The following is a 22,750-nucleotide window of genomic DNA, read 5'->3' as shown; positions in this document are numbered from 1 at the left end:
GCTCAGGTGGCCGGCACGACCGCCTCGGCCGCCGTGGGGTCGTCACCGGCCTGGCTGAGCCGCTTCTCGGTGTAGGTGGCGAGCCGGCTGAGCGCGTAGTTGATCAGGATGAACATCAGCCCGATCATGAACAGGCTCTGGATCGGGTTGTCGAGGATCTGGTAGATCTGGGCGCCGCGGCGGAGCAGCTCGAGGTAGCCCAGCCCGATGACCGCCGCCAGCGAGGTGTCCTTGAGGATCACCACGAGCTGGCTGATCAGGGCCGGCAGCATGATCCGGAAGGCCTGGGGGAGCAGCACGGTGCGCATCACCTGGCCCTCGGTCATCCCGACCGCGCGAGCGGCCTCGCCCTGGCCGCTCGGGAGGGACGCGACGCCGGCGCGCAGGATCTCGGCGATGATCACGGAGTTGTAGAGCGCGAGCCCGATCACGAGGTACCACAGCACGGGCTCGCCGGGCAGCGGGTCGAGGTTGATGCCGAGCTCGATGGTGGCCCGCCAGACGATCACGATCGTGATCACCACGGGCAGGCCGCGGAACAGCTCGATGAAACCGATGAGGGGGACCCGACCGACGCTGCCCAGCATCATCCGCCCGACGCCGAGCAGCACGCCCAGCACCATCGACAGGGCGATGGCGAGGGCGGCGGCGATCAGGGTGGCCAGCGCGCCGCGTCCGACCAGGGACCAGACCTGGCCGAACTCGTCGGTGGAGGGGTTCAGCCATGGACCCCAGAGGTCCGCGTCGAACTGGCCCTGGTCGGCCAGGCGGCGGATGGCGACGAAGGCGAGGAAGGCGAAGGCGAGCAGGGCGAGGATCGTGCCGATCCGGGCGCGACGGCGCGCGCGGGGGCCGGGGACGTCGTACAGGACGGACTGTGCGCTCATCGGGCGATCGCCACCTTCCGCTCGATGACGGCGAGGAGTGCCCCGGCCGACAGGGTGATGATGAGGTAGCCGATCGCCACCCCGGTCAGCACCGGGATGAACGCGAGCCCCTGGGCGCTGGTGAGGTTCCGCCCGACGCTGTAGAGGTCGCCGCCGATGCCGAAGGCACCGACGACCGCGGAGTTCTTGAACATCGCGATCTGGACGCTGCCCAGGGGCGGCACCGCGGAGCGGAACGCCTGCGGCAGCACGACCTGGCTCATGGTCTGGGTGAACGTCAGCCCGATCGCCCGGGCCGCCTCGGCCTGGCCGGTGTCGACGGAGTTGATGCCCGAGCGGATCGCCTCGCAGACGAACGCCGAGGTGTAGAGCACGAGCCCGGTGATGCCGAAGACGTAGAAGCTGGTGTTGATGCCGATCTCGGGCAGCCCGAACGCCATGAAGAAGAGCACGATCGTCAGCGGGCAGTTGCGGAAGATCGTCACCCACCCGGTGCCGAACGCCCGCAGCGAGGCGATCGGCGAGACCCGGAAGCCGGCGATGACGGTGCCCAGCGCCAGCGAGCCGAGCAGGCTCCACCCGATCAGGCTCAAAGACCGCAGGAAGCCGGACCAGTAGAGGTCCAGGTTCTCGGTGACCGCCTCCACGGCGACTCCTCTCGGCAGCCGGTGGGGGCGCTGGGCGCCCCCACCGGTCGGGAACGGCGGGTCAGACGCAGGCGTCGGGCTCGGGGAGCTCGGGGGTCTCGGTGCCCTCGACCTCTCCCGCGGTCCGCTCCCACGCGTCGACGTAGGCGTCCTCGTTCTCCTGCAGCGTCTCGTTGATGAACTCGCAGAACTCGGTGTCGCCCTTCTCGATGCCGATGCCGTAGGGCTCCTCGGTGAACTGCTCACCGACGAGCTTGAACTCGTCGTCGCTCTCGGAGACGAAGCCGAGCAGGATGACGTTGTCGGTGGTGACCACGTCGACCTGGCCGTTGCTCAGCGCGTCGGCGCACTTGTCGTAGATGTCGAAGAGCACCAGCTGGTCGTCGCTGGCGAGGTACTCCTTGATCTGCTCCGACGGGGTGGAGCCGGTGACCGAGCAGACCTTGCTGTCCGGGTTGTCCTTGAGGTCCTCGGGGCCCTCGATCGAGTCGTTGTCGGAGGCCACCATGAGCTGCTGGCCGGCCTGGTAGTACGGGCCGGCGAAGGTGATCCGCTCCGCCCGCTCCTCGTTGATCGTGTACGTCGCGACGACCATGTCGACCTCGCCGTCCTCGATCACCTGCTCGCGGATGTCGGAGGAGGCCTGCTTCCAGGTGATGGCGTCGTCCTCGATGCCCATAGCACCGGCGATGATCTTGGCGACCTCGACGTCGAAGCCCTCCGGCACGTCGTCCAGGCCGAGCAGTCCGAAGCCGGGCTGGTCGAACTTGGTGCCGACGGTCATCTCGCCGGCCTCCTGGAGCTCGGCCATGGTGGAGCCCGCCGGGAACTCGGCATCCTCGACGACCTCGACGTCGCCCCCACCGTCGCCACCGCAGGCGGCGAGCGCGAGGGACAGGCCGGCGGCCACAGCGACCGCCTTCGTCTTGTGGAATCGCATTGTCTCTCCTTCGTTGCCGGGAGGCCCCGGGCTGGGTGGGTCAGGGTGGTGCGTCAGTGCTTGAGGATCTTGCCCAGGAAGTCCTTGGCGCGGTCGGACTGGGGGTTGGTGAAGAACTCCTCGGGGGTGTTCTCCTCGACGATCGCGCCGTCGGCCATGAACAGCACCCGGTGCGCCGCGGTCCGGGCGAAGCCCATCTCGTGGGTGACCACGACCATCGTCATGCCCTGCTCGGCGAGGTCGACCATGACGTCGAGGACCTCCTTGATCATCTCGGGGTCCAGCGCCGAGGTCGGCTCGTCGAAGAGCATCACCTTGGGGTCCATGGCCAGCGCGCGGGCGATCGCGACCCGCTGCTGCTGGCCTCCCGAGAGCTGAGCGGGGTACTTCGCGGCCTGGTGGCCGATGCCGACCCGGTCCAGCAGTTCCTTCGCGCGCTTCTCCGCCGCGGCCTTGTCCTTCTTGCGGACCTTCATCGGGCCGAGCGTGACGTTCTCGAGGATCGTCTTGTGGGCGAAGAGGTTGAAGCTCTGGAAGACCATGCCGACCTCGGCGCGCAGCTTCGCCAGCTCCTTGCCCTCCTCGGGCAACGGGGTGCCGTCGAGCGAGATCGAGCCCTTGTCGATCGTCTCGAGCCGGTTGATCGCACGACACAGCGTGGACTTGCCGGAGCCGGACGGGCCGATGACGACCACGACCTCACCGCGATTGATCGTGACGTCGATGTCCTGCAGGACGTGCAGGTCCCCGAACCACTTGTTGACGTTGTCGAGGACCACCAGCGCTTCGCCGGGTGCCGCCGACGTGGACTCCTGCTCGGTCACCGTCATGGCAGCAACCTAACCGCATCCCCCGGGGTTCGGCCATCACCTAGGGGCGAGCGGCGCGATCTCGACCCAAATGTGACCCGACGGGGGCGGTGCCCCACTGGGGTTGGGGCCGGGGCCGGCCCGCGCCGTACCCTTGTCCGGTCATGACTGCCACACCTGAGACCGCATCGAGCTCGCCGGGTTTCGAGACGCTCGCTGGCGCTCGCTCCTCAACCAGCGGGGAGACGCTCGCTGGCGCTCGCTCCTCAACCAGCGGGGGGACGCTCGCTGGCGCTCGCTCCTCAACCAGCGGGGGCACGCTCGCTGGCGCTCGCTCCTCAACCAGCGGGGAGACGCTCGCGGGGGTTCGACCCTCGACGGGCGATGCCGCGCCGCGCACTTACGAGGTCCGCACCTACGGGTGCCAGATGAACGTCCACGACTCCGAGCGGCTGACCGGCCTGCTGGAGGACGCCGGCTACGTGCCGGCGCCGAAGGACGACACGGCCGACCCCGCTGACGTCGTCGTGTTCAACACCTGCGCGGTGCGCGAGAACGCCGACAACAAGCTCTACGGCAACCTCGGCCACCTCGCGCCCGTGAAGGCCCGGCGACCGGGCATGCAGATCGCGGTCGGCGGCTGCCTGGCGCAGAAGGACCGCGACGTGATCACCAGGAAGGCGCCCTGGGTCGACGTCGTCTTCGGGACCCACAACATCGGCTCGCTGCCGGTGCTGCTCGAGCGGGCGCGGGTCGCCGAGGAGGCGCAGGTCGAGATCCTCGAGTCGCTCGAGGTCTTCCCCTCGACGCTGCCGACCCGGCGCGAGTCGGCGTACGCCGCGTGGGTCTCGATCTCGGTCGGGTGCAACAACACCTGCACGTTCTGCATCGTCCCGAGCCTGCGCGGCAAGGAGAAGGACCGCCGCCCCGGCGAGATCCTCGCCGAGATCGAGGCGCTGGTCGCCGAGGGCGTCACCGAGGTGACCCTGCTGGGGCAGAACGTCAACGCGTACGGCGTGGAGTTCGGCGACCGTCAGGCGTTCTCGAAGCTGCTGCGCGCGTGCGGGGACATCGACGGCCTGGAGCGGGTGCGCTTCACCTCGCCGCACCCCGCGGAGTTCACCGACGACGTGATCGAGGCGATGGCGCAGACGCCCAACGTGATGCCGTCGCTGCACATGCCGTTGCAGTCCGGCTCCGACAAGGTGCTCAAGGACATGCGCCGGTCCTACCGGTCCTCGAAGTTCCTCGGGATCATCGACCGGGTCCGTGCCGCCATCCCGGACGCGGCGATCACCACCGACATCATCGTCGGCTTCCCCGGCGAGACCGAGGAGGACTTCGTCGCCACCCTCGAGGTGGTCCGCAGGTCGCGCTTCTCCGGGGCGTTCACGTTCCAGTACTCCAAGCGGCCCGGTACCCCGGCCGCCGACCTGCCCGACCAGGTGCCGCCCGACGTGGTCAAGGACCGCTACGGCCGGCTCACCGACCTCGTCAACGAGATCGCCTGGGAGGAGAACAAGGCGCTCGTCGGCCGCACCGTCGAGCTCATGGTCGCCGAGGGCGAGGGTCGCAAGGACGCCGCCACCCACCGGCTCTCCGGGCGCGGCCCGGACAACCGGCTGGTCCACTTCACGCCGGTCGGCGCGGACGACCTCCGGCCCGGAGACATGGTCACGGTCAAGATCACCTACGCCGCGCCGCACCACCTCGTGGCCGACGGGCCGGTGCTCGGCACCCGCCGGACCCGGGCCGGCGACGCCTGGGAGCGGCGCACCGGACGGGCGGCCCCGGCCGGCGTCGGTCTCGGCATGCCCACCGTCGGGGTCCCGGCGCCGTTGCCGGACGCGCCGGCCTGCGGGTAGCGGGCCGCGCTCAGCCCTTCGAGCGCGGGTCGGTGCGCGAGTAGCCGGACTTCGGCGGCAGGCCGGTCGGGTTCTCCTCCGGACCCCCGGAGGACTGCTCGGGCGCGACGTCCTCGCCCGGGTCGCGCTCCTGCGGGGTGGTGTCGCGGACCCCGTCCGTCACCGCCTCCTGCCCGGGGCCGGCGTCCCCCTGGCGCTCACTGCTGACGCCCATGTCGCCGGCGGCGCCGTCGGGCCCGTTGGCGTTGGGGATGGACTCGTCGTACTTGCTCATGGGAGGGGTGTACCCGTTCCGCGAGCGGCTCACACCGGAGGCTCGACCTCGTCGTCCTCGCCGGTCGCGCCGGGCTGCTGATCCTCGGCGTCCTCGTCGTCCGGCTCCTGCTGCTTGTCCTCCGGCTCGCTGATCTCCTCCGGTGCGTGATCCTCCACGGCGGGGTTGTCGGCCGGGTTCAGGTCCGGGACGGCGGGCACCTCGGGCGCCGCGCCGTACTTGTCGTCCTCGAGGGAGTCGGTCCCTCCGGGCAGTCTCTGCGGGGTGACGGTGTAGGGCTCGGGCTTGGGCCCCAGCCTGTCCTCGACCTCGTCGCTCATGTCGGCCTCCCTCTCTCGGTGTCGAACCTACTCCCCGGTGAATCCGTGGGTGGTGTACCCGGGCAGCGGCGCCTCACACAGGCCGGTCAGCACCTGCCGCTCGTGCGGCACGACCGGGTCCGGCAGCGCGTCGAGGGGGTACCACCCCAGGGCGGCGCTCTTGTCGGGCTCGGTGATCCGCGGCTCGCCGGTCCACCGACGGGCGGTGAAGAAGAAGTCGATCCGCTCGTCGATCGGCTCGCCACCCCGGGTGCGCTGCATGGCGGTCACGAACTCCAGCGTCAGGCCGGTGATGCCGAGCTCCTCGGCGGCCTCGCGGTGTGCCGCGTCGTACGCCGTCTCGCCGCGCTCGACGTGGCCGGCGGCCGCGGCCGCCCAGTGGCCGTCCATGAAGCCGGTGTTCTGCCGCAGCTGCAGCAGCACCTCGGTGCCGTCGGCGCCGTCGCGCAGCAGGAACACGTACGACGCCGGCACGACGACGAACCGTCCGTGGGTCACGGGATGTCGTCGTTCTTCCCGTCGAGCCTGTCGAGGGCGTCCTTGGCCTTGTCGCGACCCTTGGCGATCTTGTCCGCGTGCTTGCGGCCGGTCTTCTTGTCGACCGCCTCGGCGGCCTTGTCGACGCCCTGGGCGATCTTGTCGCCGTGCTGGTCGACGGCCTTGGTGAGCTTGCCCTTGGCCTTGTCCAGGAACCCCATCGTCGCGTCTCCTGACGGTCTCGTCGGTCGGTGTGGCCTCCGGCTGGAAGACTATCGGCCATGACCGGTCGACGTGCGCTGCCGCCCGTCGTGGCCGTCGTCGGCGCGACCGCCTCGGGCAAGACCGACCTCTCGCTGGACCTGGCCGAGCGGCTCGGCGGGCAGATCGTCAACACCGACGCGATGCAGGTCTACCGCGGCATGGACATCGGTACGGCGAAGCTGCCGCCGGCGCAGCGACGCGGGATCACCCACCACCTGCTCGACCTGATGGAGGTCACCGAGACGGCCTCGGTGGCGCAGTTCCAGACCATGGCGCGGTCGGTGATCGCCGATCTGCGGTCCCAGGGGATCGTGCCGGTGCTGGTCGGCGGGTCGGCGCTCTACACGCGGGCGGTGCTGGACCACTTCACCTTCCCCGGCACCGACCCCGACGTGCGCGGTGCGCTGGAGCAGGAGCTGGCCGAGGTCGGGTCCGGGGTGCTGCACCGCCGGCTCGCCGAGCGCGACCCCGCCGCCGCGTCCGGGATCCTGCCGTCGAACGGCAGGCGGGTGGTGCGGGCGCTGGAGGTGATCGAGCTGACCGGGCGCCCGTTCAGCGCCAGCCTGCCGCGCCTGGAGTACGCGCTGCCCCAGGCCCACCAGATCGGGGTGGCCGTCGACCGGGAGACGCTCGACCGGCGGATCGCCGCCCGGGTGGAGGCGATGTTCGACGCGGGGCTCGTGGCGGAGGTCGCCGACCTGCGCGAGCGCGGGCTGGCCGGGTCGCGCACCGCCTCCCGCGCGATCGGCTACGCGGAGGTGCTACGCCACCTCGCCGGCGAGATCGGCGAGGACGAGGCGCGCGAGGCGACCCGGGTCGCGACCCGTCGCTTCGCCCGCAAGCAGGACTCGTGGTTCCACAAGGACCCCCGGATCACCTGGGTGGACGGGCTTGACCCCTCCCGGCTGGCCGATGCCGTCGCCGCCCTCCCGGCCCTCCCGGCTCTCCCACCGGGGCCTCCCGGACCGCTCGCGGGATAGTCCCGGACGTCTGTGCCCCTCGGCGGGGCTGTTCGGGGTGCCGAACGTCAGGGACCATCGAGGAAGGGGAAGCGGCGAGGCACCGAGATCCGGGCTGGAGTGAGGGCGATGACGCGGACGATCTTCTACACGGCGACGACGCTGGACGGGTACCTGGCGGACGAGCAGGACTCGCTCGACTGGCTGTTCGTCCAGGACATCGACGCCGGGGGGCCGATGAACTACGACGAGTTCAGCGCCGGCGTCGGGGCGATCGTCATGGGGCGCACGACCTACGAGTGGGTCCGCGAGCACCTGCGCTCCAGCGGCGAGGGCTGGGGCTACACCGTGCCGACCTGGGTGGTCACCCACGCCGAGCTCGAGGGCATGGACGGCGCCGACATCAGGTTCGTCCAGGGGGACGTGACGCCGATCCACGCGGAGATGACCGAGGCGGCCGGCGGCAAGGACATCTGGGTGTGCGGCGGGGGAGACCTGGCCGCGCAGTTCGCCGAGGCGGGTCTGCTCGACGAGCTGATGCTCTCGATCGCGCCGGTCACGCTCGGCGCGGGACGGCCGCTGCTGCCGCGACCCTTCGACCTCCGGCTGGTCGAGCTGGCGCAGAACCGCGCCTTCGTCTGCGCCCGCTATGCGGTCGTCGGCCCGCGTGCCACCTAGGCTGGGACGGTGACCACCCCGGCGTACCCCTTCGTGAAGGGCCACGGCACCGAGAACGACTTCGTGCTGCTGCCCGACCACGACGGCTCCGTGCACGGCGACCTGCCGGCGGCGCGGGTGGCGGCGCTGTGCGACCGGCGGGCCGGGATCGGTGGCGACGGCGTGATCCGGGTGATCCGGACGGCGGCACTGGCCGACGCCGCCGCCGGCACCGAGTGGTTCATGGACTACCGCAACGCCGACGGGTCGGTCTCGGAGATGTGCGGCAACGGGGTGCGGGTGCTGGCGCGGCACCTGGCCGACGAGGGCCTGGTCGACCCCGCCGAGCCGCTGCCGCTGGGGACCCGGGACGGCGTCAAGACCGTGGTCTTCGAGGCGGACGGCACGATGACCGTCGACATGGGGAGCCCGCGGCTGCTCGGCGACTCCGAGGTCGCGGTCGGGGAGCGGGCCTGGAAGGCGACGCACGTCGACATGGGGAACCCGCACGCCGTGGCGTTCGTCGGCTCCCTCGACGACGCCGGGTCGCTGCTGGAGCCGCCGGAGCACGACCGCGCGACGTACCCGCACGGCGTCAACGTCGAGTTCGTCGTCCGCCGCGGCGCGCGGCACGTCGCGTTCCGGGTGCACGAGCGAGGCTCGGGGGAGACCCGCTCCTGCGGCACCGGCGCCTGCGCGGTGATGGTCGCGGCCGCCGTCGCGGACGGGGAGGCCGGCGGTGACGCGGGGCCGCCGGGACAGGACCTCGCCTACACCGTCGACGTGCCCGGTGGGCGGCTCACGGTCACCTGGACCGCCGGCGACCGGACCCTGCTGACCGGCCCGGCGGTGCTGGTCGCGCGGGGGACCAGCACGCTCTGACGGCCCTGGTCCGGCCGTCCGACGAGGCGCCGAACGGCCGCAATTGCGGCCCTTTGACAGTGTTTCGCCGGAAAACCATGTCAAACGGCCGCAATTGCGGCTGTTGGGCGGACCGGATAAGCCGTCGCGTCCCTCGACCCCGCGAACTACTCTGGTGGGCATATGACGAACGCACCTGACTTCAACCTCGACGCCGAGCTCGAGGCGACCACGGGCTGGGACGACGAGGACGCCTTCACCTCCGGCTACGCCGACGAGCCCGACCCCGAGGCCCCCTCGACCGGCGACCAGGACCTTGCCGAGCGGCACGCGCTGCGTCGCGTGGTCGGTCTGCGCACCGAGCTCGAGGACATCACCGAGGTCGAGTACCGCCAGCTCCGCCTCGAGCGGGTCGTGCTGGTGGGCGTGTGGACCGAGGGCACCGTGGCCGACGCGGAGAACTCGATGGCCGAGCTGGCCCTGCTGGCCGAGACGGCCGGCTCCGAGGTGCTCGAGGCGGTCTACCAGCGTCGCCAGAAGCCCGACCCCGCGACGTACGTCGGTCGCGGCAAGGTCGACGGCATCAAGGAGATCGTCGACGCCACGGGCGCCGACACGGTGATCCTCGACGGCGAGCTGGCCCCCAGCCAGCTGCGCAACCTCGAGGACAAGCTCAAGGTCAAGGCGGTCGACCGGACCGCGCTGATCCTCGACATCTTCGCCCAGCACGCGAAGTCCAAGGAGGGCCAGGCGCAGGTCGAGCTGGCGCAGCTGCAGTACATGAAGCAGCGGCTCCGCGGCTGGGGCGGCAACCTGTCCCGCCAGGCCGGTGGCCGGGTCGGCGCGGACGGCGGCGGCATCGGCGGCCGCGGCCCCGGTGAGACCAAGATCGAGACCGACCGGCGCCGGATCAACGACAAGATCGCCAAGCTGCGCCGCGACCTCAAGCACATGGTCGGCACCCGCGAGACCAAGCGCGCCGAGCGCCGGCGCAACGCGATCCCGAGCGTGGCGATCGCCGGCTACACCAACGCGGGCAAGTCCTCCCTGCTGAACCGGCTCACCGACGCCGGCGTCCTCGTCGAGGACTCGCTGTTCGCGACGCTGGACCCCACCACCCGCCGTACGACGACCGCCGACGGCCGGGTCTACACGATGAGCGACACGGTCGGCTTCGTCCGGCACCTGCCGCACCAGCTGGTCGAGGCGTTCCGCTCGACGCTGGAGGAGGTGGCCGACGCGGACCTGATCCTGCACGTCGTCGACGGCTCGCACAGCGACCCCGAGGGCCAGATCGCCGCGGTCCGCGAGGTGCTGGCCGAGATCGAGGCCGACAAGGTCCCGGAGCTGGTCGTCATCAACAAGGCCGACGCCGCCGACCCGATGGTGCTCGCGCGGCTGCGGCAGCGGGAGCCGCACTCGGTGGTCGTGAGCGCGCGGACCGGCGAGGGGATCGCCGAGGCGCTGGCGACCGTGGAGTCCGAGCTGCCCCGGCCGGAGGTCTCGTTCGAGGTGCTGTTGCCCTACGAGCGGGGCGACCTCATCAACCGGCTGCACCAGAAGGGTGAGATCGAGTCGCTCGAGCACACCGCCGACGGCACCCGGGTCACCGGTCGCGCCCACGAGGACCTGGCCGGGGAGCTCGCCGCCTACGCGCTCTGAGCCGTCCGGACCGGCGCCGGCGGGAGAGCGGAGGACTTCCGCTCGTCGCCGTGCGAGGATCGCCCCGTGCTGCACTCCCTCGCCGGCCGGGCCGAGAGCCCCATGCAGGCCCGGCTGCTCGCCCAGCTCCGTGACGACGGCCCCATGTCCCGGGTCCAGCTGGCCGATCGGCTGAACGTCTCGCGGACCACGATCGCCGCCGAGGTGACCCGACTGGCCGAGCTGGGCCTCGCCCAGGAGGTCGGACCCGCGGCCTCCCGGGGTGGGCGGCGATCGACCCTGGTCGACCTCGCGCCCGACATCCGCTTCGTCGGCATCTCGATCGGCGCGACCGGGCTGTCCGTCGGCGTGACCGACGGCCGGCTGGCGGTGCTCGCCACCCGGCACCGTGACTGCGACATCCGTCAGGGACCCGAGGTGGTGCTGGCCATCGCGCTCGAGGAGGTACACGCCCTGCTCGAGGAGCTCGGCGTCGAGCGCCCGCTGGGCGCGGGCATCGGCGTGCCCGGGCCGGTGGACTTCCACCGCGGCGTCTCCGTGTCGCCCCCGATCATGCCCGGCTGGGACGGCTACCCGGTCCGCGACGCGGTCTCGCGGGAGCTCGGCTGCCCGGCCGTGCTCGACAACGACGTGAACGTGCTCGCGATCGGCGAGCAGCACGCCGGGGTGGCCCGCACCGCCCGGGACTTCCTGTACGTCAAGCTCGGCACCGGGATCGGGTGCGGCATCGTCGTCGACGGCGAGCTCTACCGCGGCGTCGACGGGTGCGCCGGGGACATCGGCCACATCCGGGTCCAGGACTTCGGCCCGACCTGCGCGTGCGGCAACACCGGCTGCCTCGAGGCGTTCGCCGGTGGTGCCGCCCTGGCCCGCGACGCGACCGCCGCCGCCCGGGCGGGGCGCTCGCCGGTGCTGGCCGAGCTGCTGGAGGCCGGAGGGCAGCTGACCGCGGCCGACATCGGGGTGGCGGTGTCCCGCGGCGATGCCCAGGCGGTGCAGCTGATCCGGGACAGCGGCCACCGGATCGGCCAGGTGCTCGCCAGCCTGGTGTCCTTCTTCAACCCCGGGCTCATCGTCATCGGCGGCCGGGTCACGGGCCTCGGGCACGCCCTGCTGGCCGAGATCCGGGGGGTGACCTACCGCCGCTCCCTCCCGCTGGCCACCGGCAACCTGCCGATCGTGCTGAGCGAGCTCGGGGACGAGGGCGGCGTCGTCGGGGCCGCGCGGCTCATCTCCTCGTCGGTCTACGCGCCCCTCGGTGGCGACCTGACCTGACGCCGGTGGCGGGCGCCCGATGCCTGGCCCGGCAGTTGTACGTCGAGGGACCCTGCCCCCACGCGTCTCGACTTCTGAAATCAACTTGCGAAAGAACGCAGATTCCTTGACGGTTTACGCGGCCTGTGACTAGCGTCACGAACTGTCTCGCCTCTCCCGTGAGGCGAGGGAATCAGGAGAAGGATCGTGCGCAGACTCGCCCTCGGGGGCGCCGCGGCCACACTGGTCTCGGGCCTCTTCGCGCTGCCCGCCGCGTCACCCGGAACGGCCGCCCCGGCCCCGGACGACGCTCCCCCGGACAGTGCCTTCCAGAAGATCACCCTCAACGACCGACCCGGCGAGCCGATGGACCTCGCCGTGCTGCCCAACAGCGACGTGCTCCACACCACCAGGGTCGGCGACATCTGGCTCAACGAGGCCGACACCGGCGTCAACCGCAAGGTCGGCACCATCGACGTCTACCGCCACGACGAGGAGGGGTTGCAGAGCATCGCCCTGGACCCCGGCTTCGACGGCAAGAAGAACCGCTGGGTCTACCTCTACTACTCGCCGCCCCAGGACACCCCGGTCGACGACCCGACGACCCCGGGCACCAACGAGGGCGATGCGCCCACGACCGGGACGCCGGAGGACTTCGCCCCCTTCGAGGGCGTGATCCGGCTCTCGCGGTTCCAGTACACCGACGGCTCGATCGACGTCGGCTCCGAGCAGCAGATCCTCGACGTACCCGTCGACCGCGGGATCTGCTGCCACGTCGGCGGAGACATCGTGTTCGACTCCGACGGCAACCTGCTGCTCTCAACGGGGGACGACACCAACCCGTTCTCCTCGGCCGGCTACACGCCGATCGACGAGCGCCCGGACCGCAACCCGGCGTTCGACGCCCAGCGCAGCTCGGCGAACACCAACGACCTGCGCGGCAAGATCCTGCGGATCACCCCGAAGCAGGGCGGCGGCTACACGATCCCGGACGGCAACCTCTTCGAGCCCGGCACCGCGCGGACCCGCCCCGAGATCTACGTGATGGGTCTGCGCAACCCGTTCCGCATCGAGCTGGACCAGCGGAGCGACGCGCTGTTCGTCGCCGACTACTCCCCGGACGCCCGCAACGACAACCCGCAGCGGGGCCCGGCCGGTCAGGGCAAGTGGACGGTCGTGGAGGAGCCGTCGAACTACGGCTGGCCCTACTGCGCCACGGCCGAGAAGCCGTACGTCGACTACGACTTCGCCACCGGCACCTCGGGTGAGCCGTTCGACTGCGCGGCGCCGGTCAACGAGTCGCCGCACAACACCGGACTGCGCGAGCTGCCGCCGGTGGCCCAGCCCGACGTCTGGTACACCTACGGCCTGAGTGCGGAGTTCCCCGAGCTCGAGACCGGCGGGATCGGCCCGATGGCCGGCCCGGCGTACGACTTCGACGCCCGCGCCACCCGCGGCCGGCACCCGGTCGCCTGGCCCGAGTACTTCGACGGGATGCCGCTGTTCTACGAGTGGACCCGCGACTACGTGAAGGGCATGCGGCTCGACGCCGACAACGAGCTGGCCTCGATCGAGGCGGTGGTGGACAGCCTGGTGACCGACAACCCGATGGACATGGAGTTCGGCCCCGACGGTGCGCTCTACGTCCTCGAGTACGGCGACGGGTTCTTCGCCGAGAATCCGGACGCCCAGCTGGCCAGGATCGACTTCGTGGGCACCGGCAACCGCAGCCCGGAGCCGGTGATCTCGGCCGACCCCACGTCCGGGAGGCCGCCGCTGACGGTGGACTTCTCGAGTGAGGGGACCAGTGACCCCGAGGGGGACCGGCTGCGCTACCGCTGGGACTTCGACGGCGACGGGACGTTCGACAGCTCGGAGGAGAACCCGTCGTGGACCTACGAGGAGGCCGGCACGTTCCGCGCCACCCTCACCGTCACGGACGTCGGCGGCCGCCACCGCGGCCGGAGTGCCTCCGCGGACGTGGACGTCCTGGTGGGGGCGCAGGCCCCGGTCGTCACGCTGGTGAGCCCGGTCGCCGGGCAGCCGTTCCAGTTCGGTGACACCGTCGCCTACGAGGTGGCGGTCGAGGACGACCAGCCGGTCGACTGCGACCAGGTCACGGTGACCTACGTGCTCGGCCATGACCAGCACGGTCACCCGCAGACCACGGCCACCGGCTGCACCGGGACGATCACGACCACCGTGCCCGGTGGCCACGACCCGGACGCGGACAGCCTCAGCGCCGTGTTCGTCGCCGAGTACACCGATCCCGGCGAGGGCGGCGTCCCGCCGCAGACCGGCAGCGACACGGTGGTGCTCGAGCCGAACTGAGGTCGGCGTCGCTCAGGAGCACGGAGGGGCGTCCGGGGTCGAAACCCGGGCGCCCCTTCACTATGCCTGGATCTTTGTCCAATAACTTTGCAAAGTCAGATATGAAGTTTGCACGAATTGCCGTCAAAGGGTTGTGAAAGCGGTCATTCCGCCCTTAGTTTGTGTCTCAGCCAGACAAACCCGTGACCGCGGTCACTCCCGTCGACCGGGGGTCCGCCGGGTCCGAGCCGGAGAGGGAGAGACCGTTGCGCGACGCCGACGCCCCCTTCGTCCGGGTCACCACCGGCACCGACCAGGCCGCCCTGCGCCGGGCGCACCTGGGCCTGGTCCTGCGCAGCCTGCGTGACGAGGGAGGGCGCTCCCGCGCGCAGCTGGCCGCGGACCTCGGCCTGACCCGCGCCGTGGCCTCCGGCCTCGTCGGCGAGCTGGAGGCCCGAGGGCTGGTGTGCCCGGGCGCGCGGCAGCGCGGAGCGGTCGGGCGGCCCGGCACCACCGTCGAGCTGGACGCGGGTCTCGTGTGCGGTCTGGGCGCGGAGGTGAACGTCGACCACGTGTCCGCGCTGGCGGTCGACCTCGGCGGCGACGTCGTGGCCGAGCGGCGGGTCGGCCTGGCCACCCGCCGGCTCACGCCGGACGAGGTGCTCGACGAGCTGGCCGCGATCCTGCGCGACACCCTGGCCGAGCTCACCGTGGGACAGGGCCGCCACGTGGCCGGTGTGACCGTGGGCGTCGCGGGCCTCGTGGACGCCGCCCACGAGGTGGTCACGCTGGCGCCGAACCTGGGGTGGCGCGACCTGCCGGTCGCCCAAGGGCTGCGTGACCGCCTCACGTCCGCGCCGGCCCCCCTGAGCGTGGACAACGAGGCCAACCTCGCCGCCTCCGCCGAGATCGACCCCGCCGACCCGGACCGGAGCGACATGCTGGTCGTGTTCGGCGAAGTGGGCGTCGGCGGGGGCGTCGTCGCCGACGGGCGGCTGCGGCGCGGCCGCCACGGCTTCGCCGGCGAGTTCGGCCACATGATCGTCGATCCGCAGGGCCGGCCGTGCGCCTGCGGCCGGGTGGGCTGCTGGGAGACGGTCGTCGGGCTCCGGGCCCTCCTGGAGGCCGCCACGGACCCCGACGACCCGGTCCGCGACCCGGCCCTCACGCTGGAGGACCGGCTCGCCGGACTCGCGGAGCGGGCCCGGCGCGGCGACACCCGGACGCTCGCCGCCCTGCACGAGATCGGCTCCTGGCTGGGCACGGGCGCCGCGGTCCTCGTCAACGCGCTCGACCCGGGTGTGGTGGTGCTCGGCGGCTACTTCGCGGCACTCGGCCAGTGGCTGCGCCCCGCGGTGGAGGAGCAGCTGGCGGCGGGCGTCCTGGCGTCTCGGCTGGGCGAGACCGCCGTGGTGGTCTCCACGCTGGGTCCCACGGCCGCCGTGCGCGGCGCCGCCCTCGCCTCCCTGGAGCACGTCTTCCTCGACCCGACCGCGGTCCCGCGCCGTGCGGAGACCCTGAACGGAGCAGCCCGATGACCCACCAGACCGAGCCGCCGGACGCCATCCTCCACATGGAGGGGATCGTCAAGCGCTTCCCCGGCGTCCTCGCCCTGGGAGGCGTCGACCTCGACGTCCGCCCCGGCGAGGTGCACTGCCTCCTGGGCCAGAACGGCGCCGGCAAGTCCACGCTGATCAAGGTGCTCTCCGCCGCCTACCAGCCCGATGAGGGGACGATCACCTGGGACGGCGAGAAGGTCCGGCTCAGCACGCCGGTGGCGGCCATGAAGCTGGGGATCTCCACGATCTACCAGGAGCTCGACCTGGTCGACGGCCTCACCGTGACCGAGAACATCTACCTCGGCCACGAGCTCGCGCGCGGTGGCTTCACGCAGCGCTCGACGGCCACCGACCGGACCCGCCGGCTGCTCGCCCGGCTCGGCCACCCCGAGATCCAGCCGGGGCAGCTGGTCGGGCACCTCTCGCCCGCCGGGCAGCAGATCGTCAGCATGGCCCGGGCGCTCTCGCACGACACCCGCCTGCTGATCCTCGACGAGCCCTCGGCGGTGCTGGACCAGGAGGAGACCCACAACCTGTTCCGGGTGATGCGCGACCTCACCCGCGACGGGGTGGCCGTCGTCTACATCTCCCACCGACTCGAGGAGATCCGCGAGATCGGTGACCGGATCACCGTCCTCAAGGACGGCCGGACGGTGGCCACCGGCCTGCCGGCCCGGGAGACCCCCACCGCGGAGCTGATCACGCTCATGACCGGCCGCTCCATCGAGTACGTCTTCCCGCAGCGTCCCACCGAGCCCCGCGACCGCGGCGACGCGGTGCTGGAGGTGCGTGGCCTGTCGGGGTCCGGCCGGTTCCGCGACGTCGACCTGACCGTGCACGCGGGCGAGATCGTCGGGCTGGCCGGGCTGGTCGGCTCCGGGCGCTCGGAGATCCTGGAGACGGTGTACGGCGCCCGCCGGCCGTCCGCCGGCACGGTCTCCGTCAACGGCACCAGGCTGCGCAAGGGGTCGGTCCGGTCCGCGGTCGACGCCGGCCTCGGGCTCTGCCCGGAGGAGCGCAAGAGCCAGGGCCTGCTGCTGGACCAGGCGGTCTACCGCAACATCACCGTCTCGACGCTGAACCGCTTCGCCCGCGCCGGCTTCCTCGACGAGGCCGAGGAGCGACGCCGGGCCGAGGAGCTCACCACCTCCCTCGACGTGCGACCCACCGGCGTCGTACGCCCCGTGCGCACCCTGTCCGGGGGCAACCAGCAGAAGGTCGTCCTGGCCCGGTGGCTGCTGCGGGAGTGCCGCGTGCTGCTGCTCGACGAGCCCACCCGGGGCGTCGACGTCGGGGCCCGCAGCGAGATCTACACCCTGGTCCGCCGGCTCGCCGACGAAGGCGTCGCCGTGGTCGTGGTGTCCAGCGAGGTCGAGGAGGTGCTCGGTCTCGCCGACCGGGTCCTGGTCGTCCGCGAGGGCTCCGTCGTCCACGAAGGGCCGGCCACAGACATCGATGAGTCCGGGGTCCTCGACCTCGTCATGGAAGGAGACGTCGCATGAGCGACACCCCGACGCAGGCCCCACACCAGCACGCCGCTGCGACGCCCGGCCCGCCCCCCGCCTCGGAGAGCGAGCGGGTGGAGGCGGAGGCCGGCACCCCCGTCGACCGGAGGGGCGGGGCGATGGCCCTGCTCCGCAGCAGCGCCGGCCACAACCTCGGGCTGATCGTCGCCCTCGGCCTCCTGTGCGCCGTCGGCGTCGCCACCGCGGGCGACCGGTTCGCCGACGTCAGCAACATGATGACGATCCTGCGCCTGGCGGCGGTCATCGGCGTGGTCAGCATCGGGATGACGTTCGTCATCACCGGTGGTGGCATCGATCTCTCGGTCGGCGCGATCGTCGCCCTGTCCTCGGTGTGGGCCACCACGCTGGCCACCCAGACCATGGCCAACGAGCAGCACTGGCTGCTCATGGTGTTCGCCGCGGTGGCCGTCGGTGCCGGGTGCGGACTGGTCAACGGGGTGCTGATCTCGTACGGGCGCGTGGTGCCATTCATCGCGACGCTGGCGATGCTGGCCTCCGCACGCGGACTCGCCGAGATCATCTCCGACCGGCGCACCCAGATCGCCAACGTCCCGGCCTTCCGGGACGCCATGTCCACGGAGCCCCTGGGCATCCCGCTGCTGGTCTGGATCTTCGTGGTGGTCGCCGCCTCCGGGTGGGTCCTGCTGAACCGGACGACGTTCGGACGCCGGACCCTCGCGGTGGGCGGCAACCCGGAGGCCGCCCGGCTCGCGGGCATCGACGTCAAGCGGCACACGGTCATGCTCTACGTCCTGGTCGGCGTCTGCTGCGGCATCGCGGCGATCATGCTCGTCTCCCGCACCACCACCGGCAGCTCGACCCACGGCACCCTCTACGAGCTCGACGCGATCGCGGCGGTCGTGATCGGCGGCACGCTGCTCTCCGGTGGCCGCGGCACCATCGTCGGCACCGTCTTCGGGGTGCTGATCTTCACCACGCTGTCGAACGTGTTCACCCTCAACAACCTCTCGATCTCGGCCCAGTCGCTCGCCAAGGGCCTGATCATCGTCGTCGCCGTGCTGCTCCAGCAGCGGCTGGCCAAGCGCAGCACGGCCACCTAGCGCCCGCCCCCGAGGTCCGACCCGACGCCGACCCCAGCACTTCTCCACCATCACATCTCACCAAGGAGCACCACGATGAAGTCACTGTCCACCCGCACCCTCCGGACCCGCCTCGGCGCGGGCCTGGTCGCCGGGGCCACCTGCCTCTCGCTGGCCGCCTGCACCAGCAACGACCCTGAGCAGGCCTCCGACTCCGGTGGCGGCACGAGCGAGGCCGAGGCCGGGTCGAACGACGAGGCCGGGGACGAGGTCGTCATCGGGTTCTCCGCCCCGGCCGCGGACCACGGCTGGATGGCCGCCATCACGAACGCCGCCAGGGCAGAGGCCGACAAGTACGAGGACGTCGAGCTGCGCGTCGCCGACGGCACCAACGACGTCAACCTGCAGATCAGCCAGGTCGAGACGTTCATCAACGAGGGTGTCGACGCGATCGTGCTGCTGCCGTTCGACGGCGCCGCGATGACCCGGACCGCGCTGAAGGCCATGGAGGCGGGCATCCCGGTCATCAACGTGGACCGCGAGTTCAACGACCCGAACGCGGCCCGGGCCACGGTCCTGGGCGACAACTACGGCATGGGCGTCTCCGCCGGCAGCTACGTGTGCGAGCAGGCCGACGGCAACGAGAACGCCGTCGTGGCCGAGATCGCGGGCATCGACTCGCTCCCGCTGACCCAGGACCGAAGCCAGGGCTTCGAGGACGCGCTGTCCGAGTGCGGCCTCGACGTCGACAACCGGGTGGCGGCCGACTTCACCGTGGAGGGCGGCGAGCGGGCCGCCTCCAACCTGCTCCAGGCGGCCCCGGAGATCGACTACCTCTGGAACCACGACGACGACCAGGGAGTCGGTGTGATGGCGGCCATCCAGAACGCCGGTCGCGACGAGTTCGTCATGGTCGGCGGCGCCGGCTCGGCGAACGCGATGCGTGAGATCCAGTCCGGCGACAGCGTCCTCAAGGCCACGGTCGTCTACCCCTCCACCCAGGGCGCCGACGGCATCAAGCTGGCCAGGCTCGTGGTTCAGGACAAGGCGCTGGGCGACCTCGTTGAGGTCTCGGTGCCCCGGACGATCCAGCTCTACGCGCCGGTGGTCACCGAGGAGAACGTGGACGAGTTCCTGCCCTCCGCCTTCGAGTCCTGACCGACGCCCGTCTCCGTCCCCCTGTGCGCTCGGGCGCAGGGGGGCACCTCCTCAGAACAAGGATCGAGGTCTCATGACCCAGAAGAAGCCCTCGCTGGCGATCGGGATGATCGGCCACGCGTTCATGGGCGCCGCCCACTCGCAGGCCTGGCGCACGGCACCGCACTTCTTCGACCTCCCGCTCGACCCCGCGATGCGGGTCGTCTGCGGGCGGGATCCGGCCCGCACCGCGGCGGCGGCCGAGCGCCTCGGCTGGGCCGAGAGCGCCACGTCGTGGCGCGAGGTGATCGGCCGCGACGACGTCGACCTCGTCGACATCTGCACGCCCGGTGACACCCACGCCGAGATCGCGATCGCCGCGCTGGAGGCAGGCAAGCACGTCCTCTGCGAGAAGCCGTTGGCCAACACCGTCGCCGAGGCCGAGGAGATGGCGTCAGCCGCCGACCGTGCCGCCGTCCACGGAGTGCGTGCCATGGTCGGCTTCACCTACCGGAGGGTGCCGGCCATCGTGCTGGCCCGGAGGCTGGTCGCCGACGGACGGCTCGGCGAGATCCGACACGTGCGAGCCCACTACCTGCAGGACTGGCTCGCCGACCCCGACGCCCCCCTCTCGTGGCGCCTCGACAAGGACCAGGCCGGGTCCGGCGCCCTGGGCGACATCGGCGCCCACGTCGTGGACCTGACCCAGTTCGTCCTCGGCGAGCAGATCCGGGAGGTCTCGGGACAGCTCGAGACCTTCGTCAAGGAGCGGCCGGTGGCCTCCGGTGCCGCCGGACTCACCGGCGGCACCACCGGCAGCGAGCGCGGCGCGGTCACCGTGGACGACGCCGCGGTGTTCCTGGCCAGGTTCGCCGGCGGTGCCCTCGGCGTCTTCGAGGCGACCCGCTTCGCCACCGGCCGCAAGAACGCCATCCGGATCGAGATCAACGGCGCGAAGGGCAGCCTGTCCTTCGACTTCGAGGACATGAACGTGCTGCACTTCCACGACGCCTCCGCCGACGACCTCGAGGCGGGGTTCCGGCGGATCGTGGTCACCGAGCCCGGCCACCCGTACATCGCTGCCTGGTGGCCACCGGGTCACGGCCTGGGCTACGAGCACGGGTTCACCCACCAGGTGGTCGACCTGATCGGTGCCCTGGGTGCGGGTGAGGAGCCGACGCCGACGTTCGCCGACGGGCTGCGCGTGCAGCGCGTGCTCGCGGCGGTCGAGACCAGCTCCGACACCCGGTCCTGGCAGGAGATCCCGGCATGACGACCTACCAGCCCACCCGCGAGGACAGGTTCTCCTTCGGTCTGTGGACCGTCGGCTGGCAGGGCGTCGACGTCTTCGGGCCGGCCAGCCGGGCGCCGCTCGACCCGGTCGAGGCGACCGAGCGGCTGGCCGACCTCGGCGCCGCGGCGGTGACCTTCCACGACGACGACCTGGTGCCCGACGACGCCACTCGGGCCGCCACGCTCGAGCGGTTCGGCAAGGCCCTGGCCGCCACCGGGCTGGGCGTGGAGATGGTGACCACGAACCTGTTCGGGCACCCGGTGTTCAAGGAGGGCGCGTTCACCGCCAACAACCGGGAGGTACGCCGCCTGGCGTTGGCCAAGGCGGTCCGCAACGTCGACCTGGCGGCCGAGCTCGGGGCCGAGACGTTCGTGCTGTGGGGCGGCCGCGAGGGCGCCGAGCACGGCGCCGGCAAGAACGTGCGATCCGCCCTGGACCGCTACGCCGAGTCCCTCGACCTGCTCTGCGGTCACATCCGCGAGCAGGGCTACTCGCTGCGACTGGCGCTGGAGCCCAAGCCCAACGAGCCGCGCGGCGACATCCTGCTGCCGACGATCGGGCACGCGATCGCCTTCATCAACGAGCTCGAGCACGCCGACATGGTGGGCGTGAACCCGGAGACCGGGCACGAGGAGATGGCCGGCCTGAACTTCGCGCAGGGGATCACCCAGGCGATGTGGCACGGCAAGCTGTTCCACGTCGACCTCAACGGCCAGCACGGTCCGCGGTTCGACCAGGACCTGCGCTTCGGCGCCGGGAACCTGCGTGGCGCCTTCTGGACCGTCGACGCCCTCGAGGGCGGCGGCACCGGCGCGGCCTACGACGGCTACCGGCACTTCGACTTCAAGCCGCCGCGGGTGGAGGCCGAGGACGGGGTGTGGGAGTCGGCCCGGGCCTGCATGCGCAACTACCTGATCCTGCGCGAGCGGGCCCGCGCCTTCCGGGCCGACCCCGACGTCGCGGCGGCCCTCGAGGCGGCCGAGGTCGCCGTGCTCGACCGACCGACCCTGGGCCCCGGCGAGTCGCTGGCCGACCTCGGCGCGGAGACCCACGACCTTGAGGCGCTCGGCGCCCGCAGCGTGGGTCTGGAGGCCCTCGACCAGCTCGCCATGGAGCACCTGCTCGGCGTGCGCTGAGCCCCTGCACAGCAGTCCGGCCGCCCGGCCGGGCGCACCCCAGAAAGGAACAGAAACCATGAGGCTCCGCTCGATTCTCGGGACGGCGGGCACGCTCACCGGTGCACTCGTCCTCGCCGGCACCGCAGCTCTGGTCCCCACACAGGCGGTGGTGCCCGACGGCTCGGACACCTCGACCGCCGAGGCGTCCTACGACGTCCTGGTCTTCACCAAGACCGCCGGCTTCCGGCACGGCTCCATCCCGAAGGGCATCGCCGCCGTCCGGCAGCTGGGGGCGGCCCACGGCTTCACCGTCACCGCCACCGAGGACGCGGGGGTCTTCAACGACGCCGACCTGGCGGACTACGAGGCGGTGCTGTGGCTCTCGACCACCGGTGACGTGCTCGACGCGGGCCAGCAGGACGCGTTCGAGCGCTACATCCGGGCCGGCGGCGGCTACGTCGGGGTGCACGCGGCCTCCGACACCGAGTACGACTGGCCCTGGTACGGCGGCCTCGTCGGCGCCTACTTCAACGGGCACCCGGCGCAGCAGACCGCGACCATCAAGGTCAACGGCGGCAGCAACCCCGCCACCGCCGGGCTGCCGAGGCGCTGGGTGCGCTTCGACGAGTGGTACAACTTCCGCAACTACAGCGAGGGATCCGTCCGGGTCCTGGCCCGCCTCGACGAGTCGTCGTACGACGCCGGGCGGACCGCCATGGGCGACCACCACCCGATCGCGTGGTGCCACCCGTACGACGGCGGGCGGGCGTTCTACACCGGCCTGGGTCACACGGATGCGTCGTACTCGGAGCCCGAGTTCCTCGACCACCTGCTCGGCGGCATCCAGCAGGTGGCCGGCGTCGCCAAGTTCAACTGTGGGCAGGACTGAG

21 protein-coding genes and 1 pseudogene are annotated in these 22,750 nt (G+C 71.7%); 14 read left to right on the top strand and 8 right to left on the bottom strand.

Annotated elements, in window-relative coordinates:
* Positions 1-2 precede the first annotated feature (2 nt).
* The 4 genes from IE331_RS13590 to IE331_RS13575 form a co-directional block, all read right to left on the bottom strand.
* Positions 3-887 carry an amino acid ABC transporter permease gene (locus IE331_RS13590; protein WP_192143938.1) on the bottom strand — a complete coding sequence of 295 codons (885 nt, stop codon included), beginning with the start codon at positions 885-887 and terminating at the stop codon, positions 3-5.
* Complete coding sequence (locus tag IE331_RS13585; protein WP_192143937.1) at positions 884-1,534, bottom strand: amino acid ABC transporter permease; 651 nt, start codon at positions 1,532-1,534, stop codon at positions 884-886. Before IE331_RS13585 ends, IE331_RS13590 begins: the two co-directional genes overlap by 4 nt.
* Before the next feature lie 61 nt (positions 1,535-1,595).
* Entirely contained in the window at positions 1,596-2,474 is an 879-nt protein-coding gene (locus IE331_RS13580) for a glutamate ABC transporter substrate-binding protein (protein WP_192143936.1), read from the bottom strand.
* Between the two features lie 53 nt (positions 2,475-2,527).
* Positions 2,528-3,304 carry an amino acid ABC transporter ATP-binding protein gene (locus IE331_RS13575; RefSeq protein ID WP_192143935.1) on the bottom strand — a complete coding sequence of 259 codons (777 nt, stop codon included), beginning with the start codon at positions 3,302-3,304 and terminating at the stop codon, positions 2,528-2,530.
* Between the two features lie 377 nt (positions 3,305-3,681).
* Here IE331_RS13575 and miaB point away from each other — a divergent pair.
* Positions 3,682-5,148 (top strand): annotated as a pseudogene (gene miaB / locus IE331_RS13570) (tRNA (N6-isopentenyl adenosine(37)-C2)-methylthiotransferase MiaB); the annotation flags it as partial.
* 10 nt (positions 5,149-5,158) lie between these two features.
* On the opposite strand, the gene IE331_RS13565 reads toward miaB, so the two are convergent.
* Genes IE331_RS13565 through IE331_RS13550 form a run of 4 tightly spaced genes read right to left on the bottom strand, consistent with a single transcriptional unit; the run spans position 5,159 to position 6,440 of the window.
* Complete coding sequence (locus tag IE331_RS13565; RefSeq protein ID WP_192143934.1) at positions 5,159-5,422, bottom strand: hypothetical protein; 264 nt, start codon at positions 5,420-5,422, stop codon at positions 5,159-5,161.
* A gap of 29 nt (positions 5,423-5,451) precedes the next feature.
* Positions 5,452-5,742 (bottom strand): hypothetical protein, encoded by a 291-nt coding sequence (locus IE331_RS13560; protein WP_192143933.1) that lies wholly within the window; start codon positions 5,740-5,742, stop codon positions 5,452-5,454.
* A gap of 27 nt (positions 5,743-5,769) precedes the next feature.
* Positions 5,770-6,240, bottom strand: a complete 471-nt coding sequence (locus IE331_RS13555; RefSeq protein ID WP_192143932.1) for an NUDIX hydrolase — start codon at positions 6,238-6,240, stop codon at positions 5,770-5,772.
* Positions 6,237-6,440 carry an antitoxin gene (locus IE331_RS13550; RefSeq protein WP_192143931.1) on the bottom strand — a complete coding sequence of 68 codons (204 nt, stop codon included), beginning with the start codon at positions 6,438-6,440 and terminating at the stop codon, positions 6,237-6,239. Before IE331_RS13550 ends, IE331_RS13555 begins: the two co-directional genes overlap by 4 nt.
* 60 nt (positions 6,441-6,500) lie before the next feature.
* Between IE331_RS13550 and miaA the strand changes: the two genes are divergently transcribed.
* The 13 genes from miaA (at position 6,501) to IE331_RS13485 (ending at position 22,749) form a co-directional block, all read left to right on the top strand.
* Complete coding sequence (gene miaA / locus IE331_RS13545) at positions 6,501-7,463, top strand: tRNA (adenosine(37)-N6)-dimethylallyltransferase MiaA (protein WP_192143930.1); 963 nt, start codon at positions 6,501-6,503, stop codon at positions 7,461-7,463.
* 108 nt (positions 7,464-7,571) lie between these two features.
* Positions 7,572-8,120, top strand: coding sequence for a dihydrofolate reductase family protein (locus tag IE331_RS13540; RefSeq protein WP_192143929.1), 549 nt, complete (start codon positions 7,572-7,574; stop codon positions 8,118-8,120).
* Positions 8,121-8,129: 9 nt separating this feature from the next.
* On the top strand, positions 8,130-8,981 hold the full coding sequence (dapF, locus tag IE331_RS13535; RefSeq protein WP_192143928.1) for a diaminopimelate epimerase: 852 nt from the start codon (positions 8,130-8,132) through the stop codon (positions 8,979-8,981).
* A gap of 162 nt (positions 8,982-9,143) precedes the next feature.
* A complete protein-coding gene (gene hflX / locus IE331_RS13530) occupies positions 9,144-10,622 on the top strand; it encodes a GTPase HflX (protein WP_192143927.1) in 1,479 nt (492 codons plus the stop codon).
* 66 nt (positions 10,623-10,688) lie between these two features.
* Positions 10,689-11,897 (top strand): ROK family transcriptional regulator, encoded by a 1,209-nt coding sequence (locus IE331_RS13525; protein ID WP_201931776.1) that lies wholly within the window; start codon positions 10,689-10,691, stop codon positions 11,895-11,897.
* A gap of 186 nt (positions 11,898-12,083) precedes the next feature.
* Positions 12,084-14,207: a PQQ-dependent sugar dehydrogenase gene (locus IE331_RS13520; protein ID WP_201931775.1), complete on the top strand. Its 2,124-nt coding sequence runs from the start codon at positions 12,084-12,086 to the stop codon at positions 14,205-14,207.
* Positions 14,208-14,452: 245 nt separating this feature from the next.
* On the top strand, positions 14,453-15,724 hold the full coding sequence (locus IE331_RS13515; protein WP_192143926.1) for an ROK family transcriptional regulator: 1,272 nt from the start codon (positions 14,453-14,455) through the stop codon (positions 15,722-15,724).
* Positions 15,721-17,247 (top strand): sugar ABC transporter ATP-binding protein, encoded by a 1,527-nt coding sequence (locus IE331_RS13510; protein ID WP_201931774.1) that lies wholly within the window; start codon positions 15,721-15,723, stop codon positions 17,245-17,247. The genes IE331_RS13515 and IE331_RS13510 overlap by 4 nt, the downstream gene beginning before the upstream one ends.
* On the top strand, positions 17,244-18,332 hold the full coding sequence (locus IE331_RS13505) for an ABC transporter permease (protein ID WP_192143925.1): 1,089 nt from the start codon (positions 17,244-17,246) through the stop codon (positions 18,330-18,332). Before IE331_RS13510 ends, IE331_RS13505 begins: the two co-directional genes overlap by 4 nt.
* A 75-nt stretch (positions 18,333-18,407) precedes the next feature.
* Positions 18,408-19,469: a substrate-binding domain-containing protein gene (locus IE331_RS13500; protein WP_192143924.1), complete on the top strand. Its 1,062-nt coding sequence runs from the start codon at positions 18,408-18,410 to the stop codon at positions 19,467-19,469.
* A gap of 73 nt (positions 19,470-19,542) precedes the next feature.
* Positions 19,543-20,721 carry a Gfo/Idh/MocA family protein gene (locus IE331_RS13495; RefSeq protein ID WP_192143923.1) on the top strand — a complete coding sequence of 393 codons (1,179 nt, stop codon included), beginning with the start codon at positions 19,543-19,545 and terminating at the stop codon, positions 20,719-20,721.
* Positions 20,718-21,878 (top strand): xylose isomerase, encoded by a 1,161-nt coding sequence (xylA, locus tag IE331_RS13490; protein WP_192143922.1) that lies wholly within the window; start codon positions 20,718-20,720, stop codon positions 21,876-21,878. Before IE331_RS13495 ends, xylA begins: the two co-directional genes overlap by 4 nt.
* Before the next feature lie 58 nt (positions 21,879-21,936).
* Positions 21,937-22,749, top strand: coding sequence for a ThuA domain-containing protein (locus tag IE331_RS13485; protein ID WP_192143921.1), 813 nt, complete (start codon positions 21,937-21,939; stop codon positions 22,747-22,749).
* Position 22,750 lies beyond the last annotated feature (1 nt).

Origin of the sequence: Nocardioides donggukensis, assembly GCF_014842875.1 — a bacterium.
In the GTDB taxonomy this organism is placed as follows: Bacteria; Actinomycetota; Actinomycetes; order Propionibacteriales; family Nocardioidaceae; genus Nocardioides; species Nocardioides donggukensis.
This window is presented reverse-complemented; position numbering and strand designations above follow the sequence as displayed.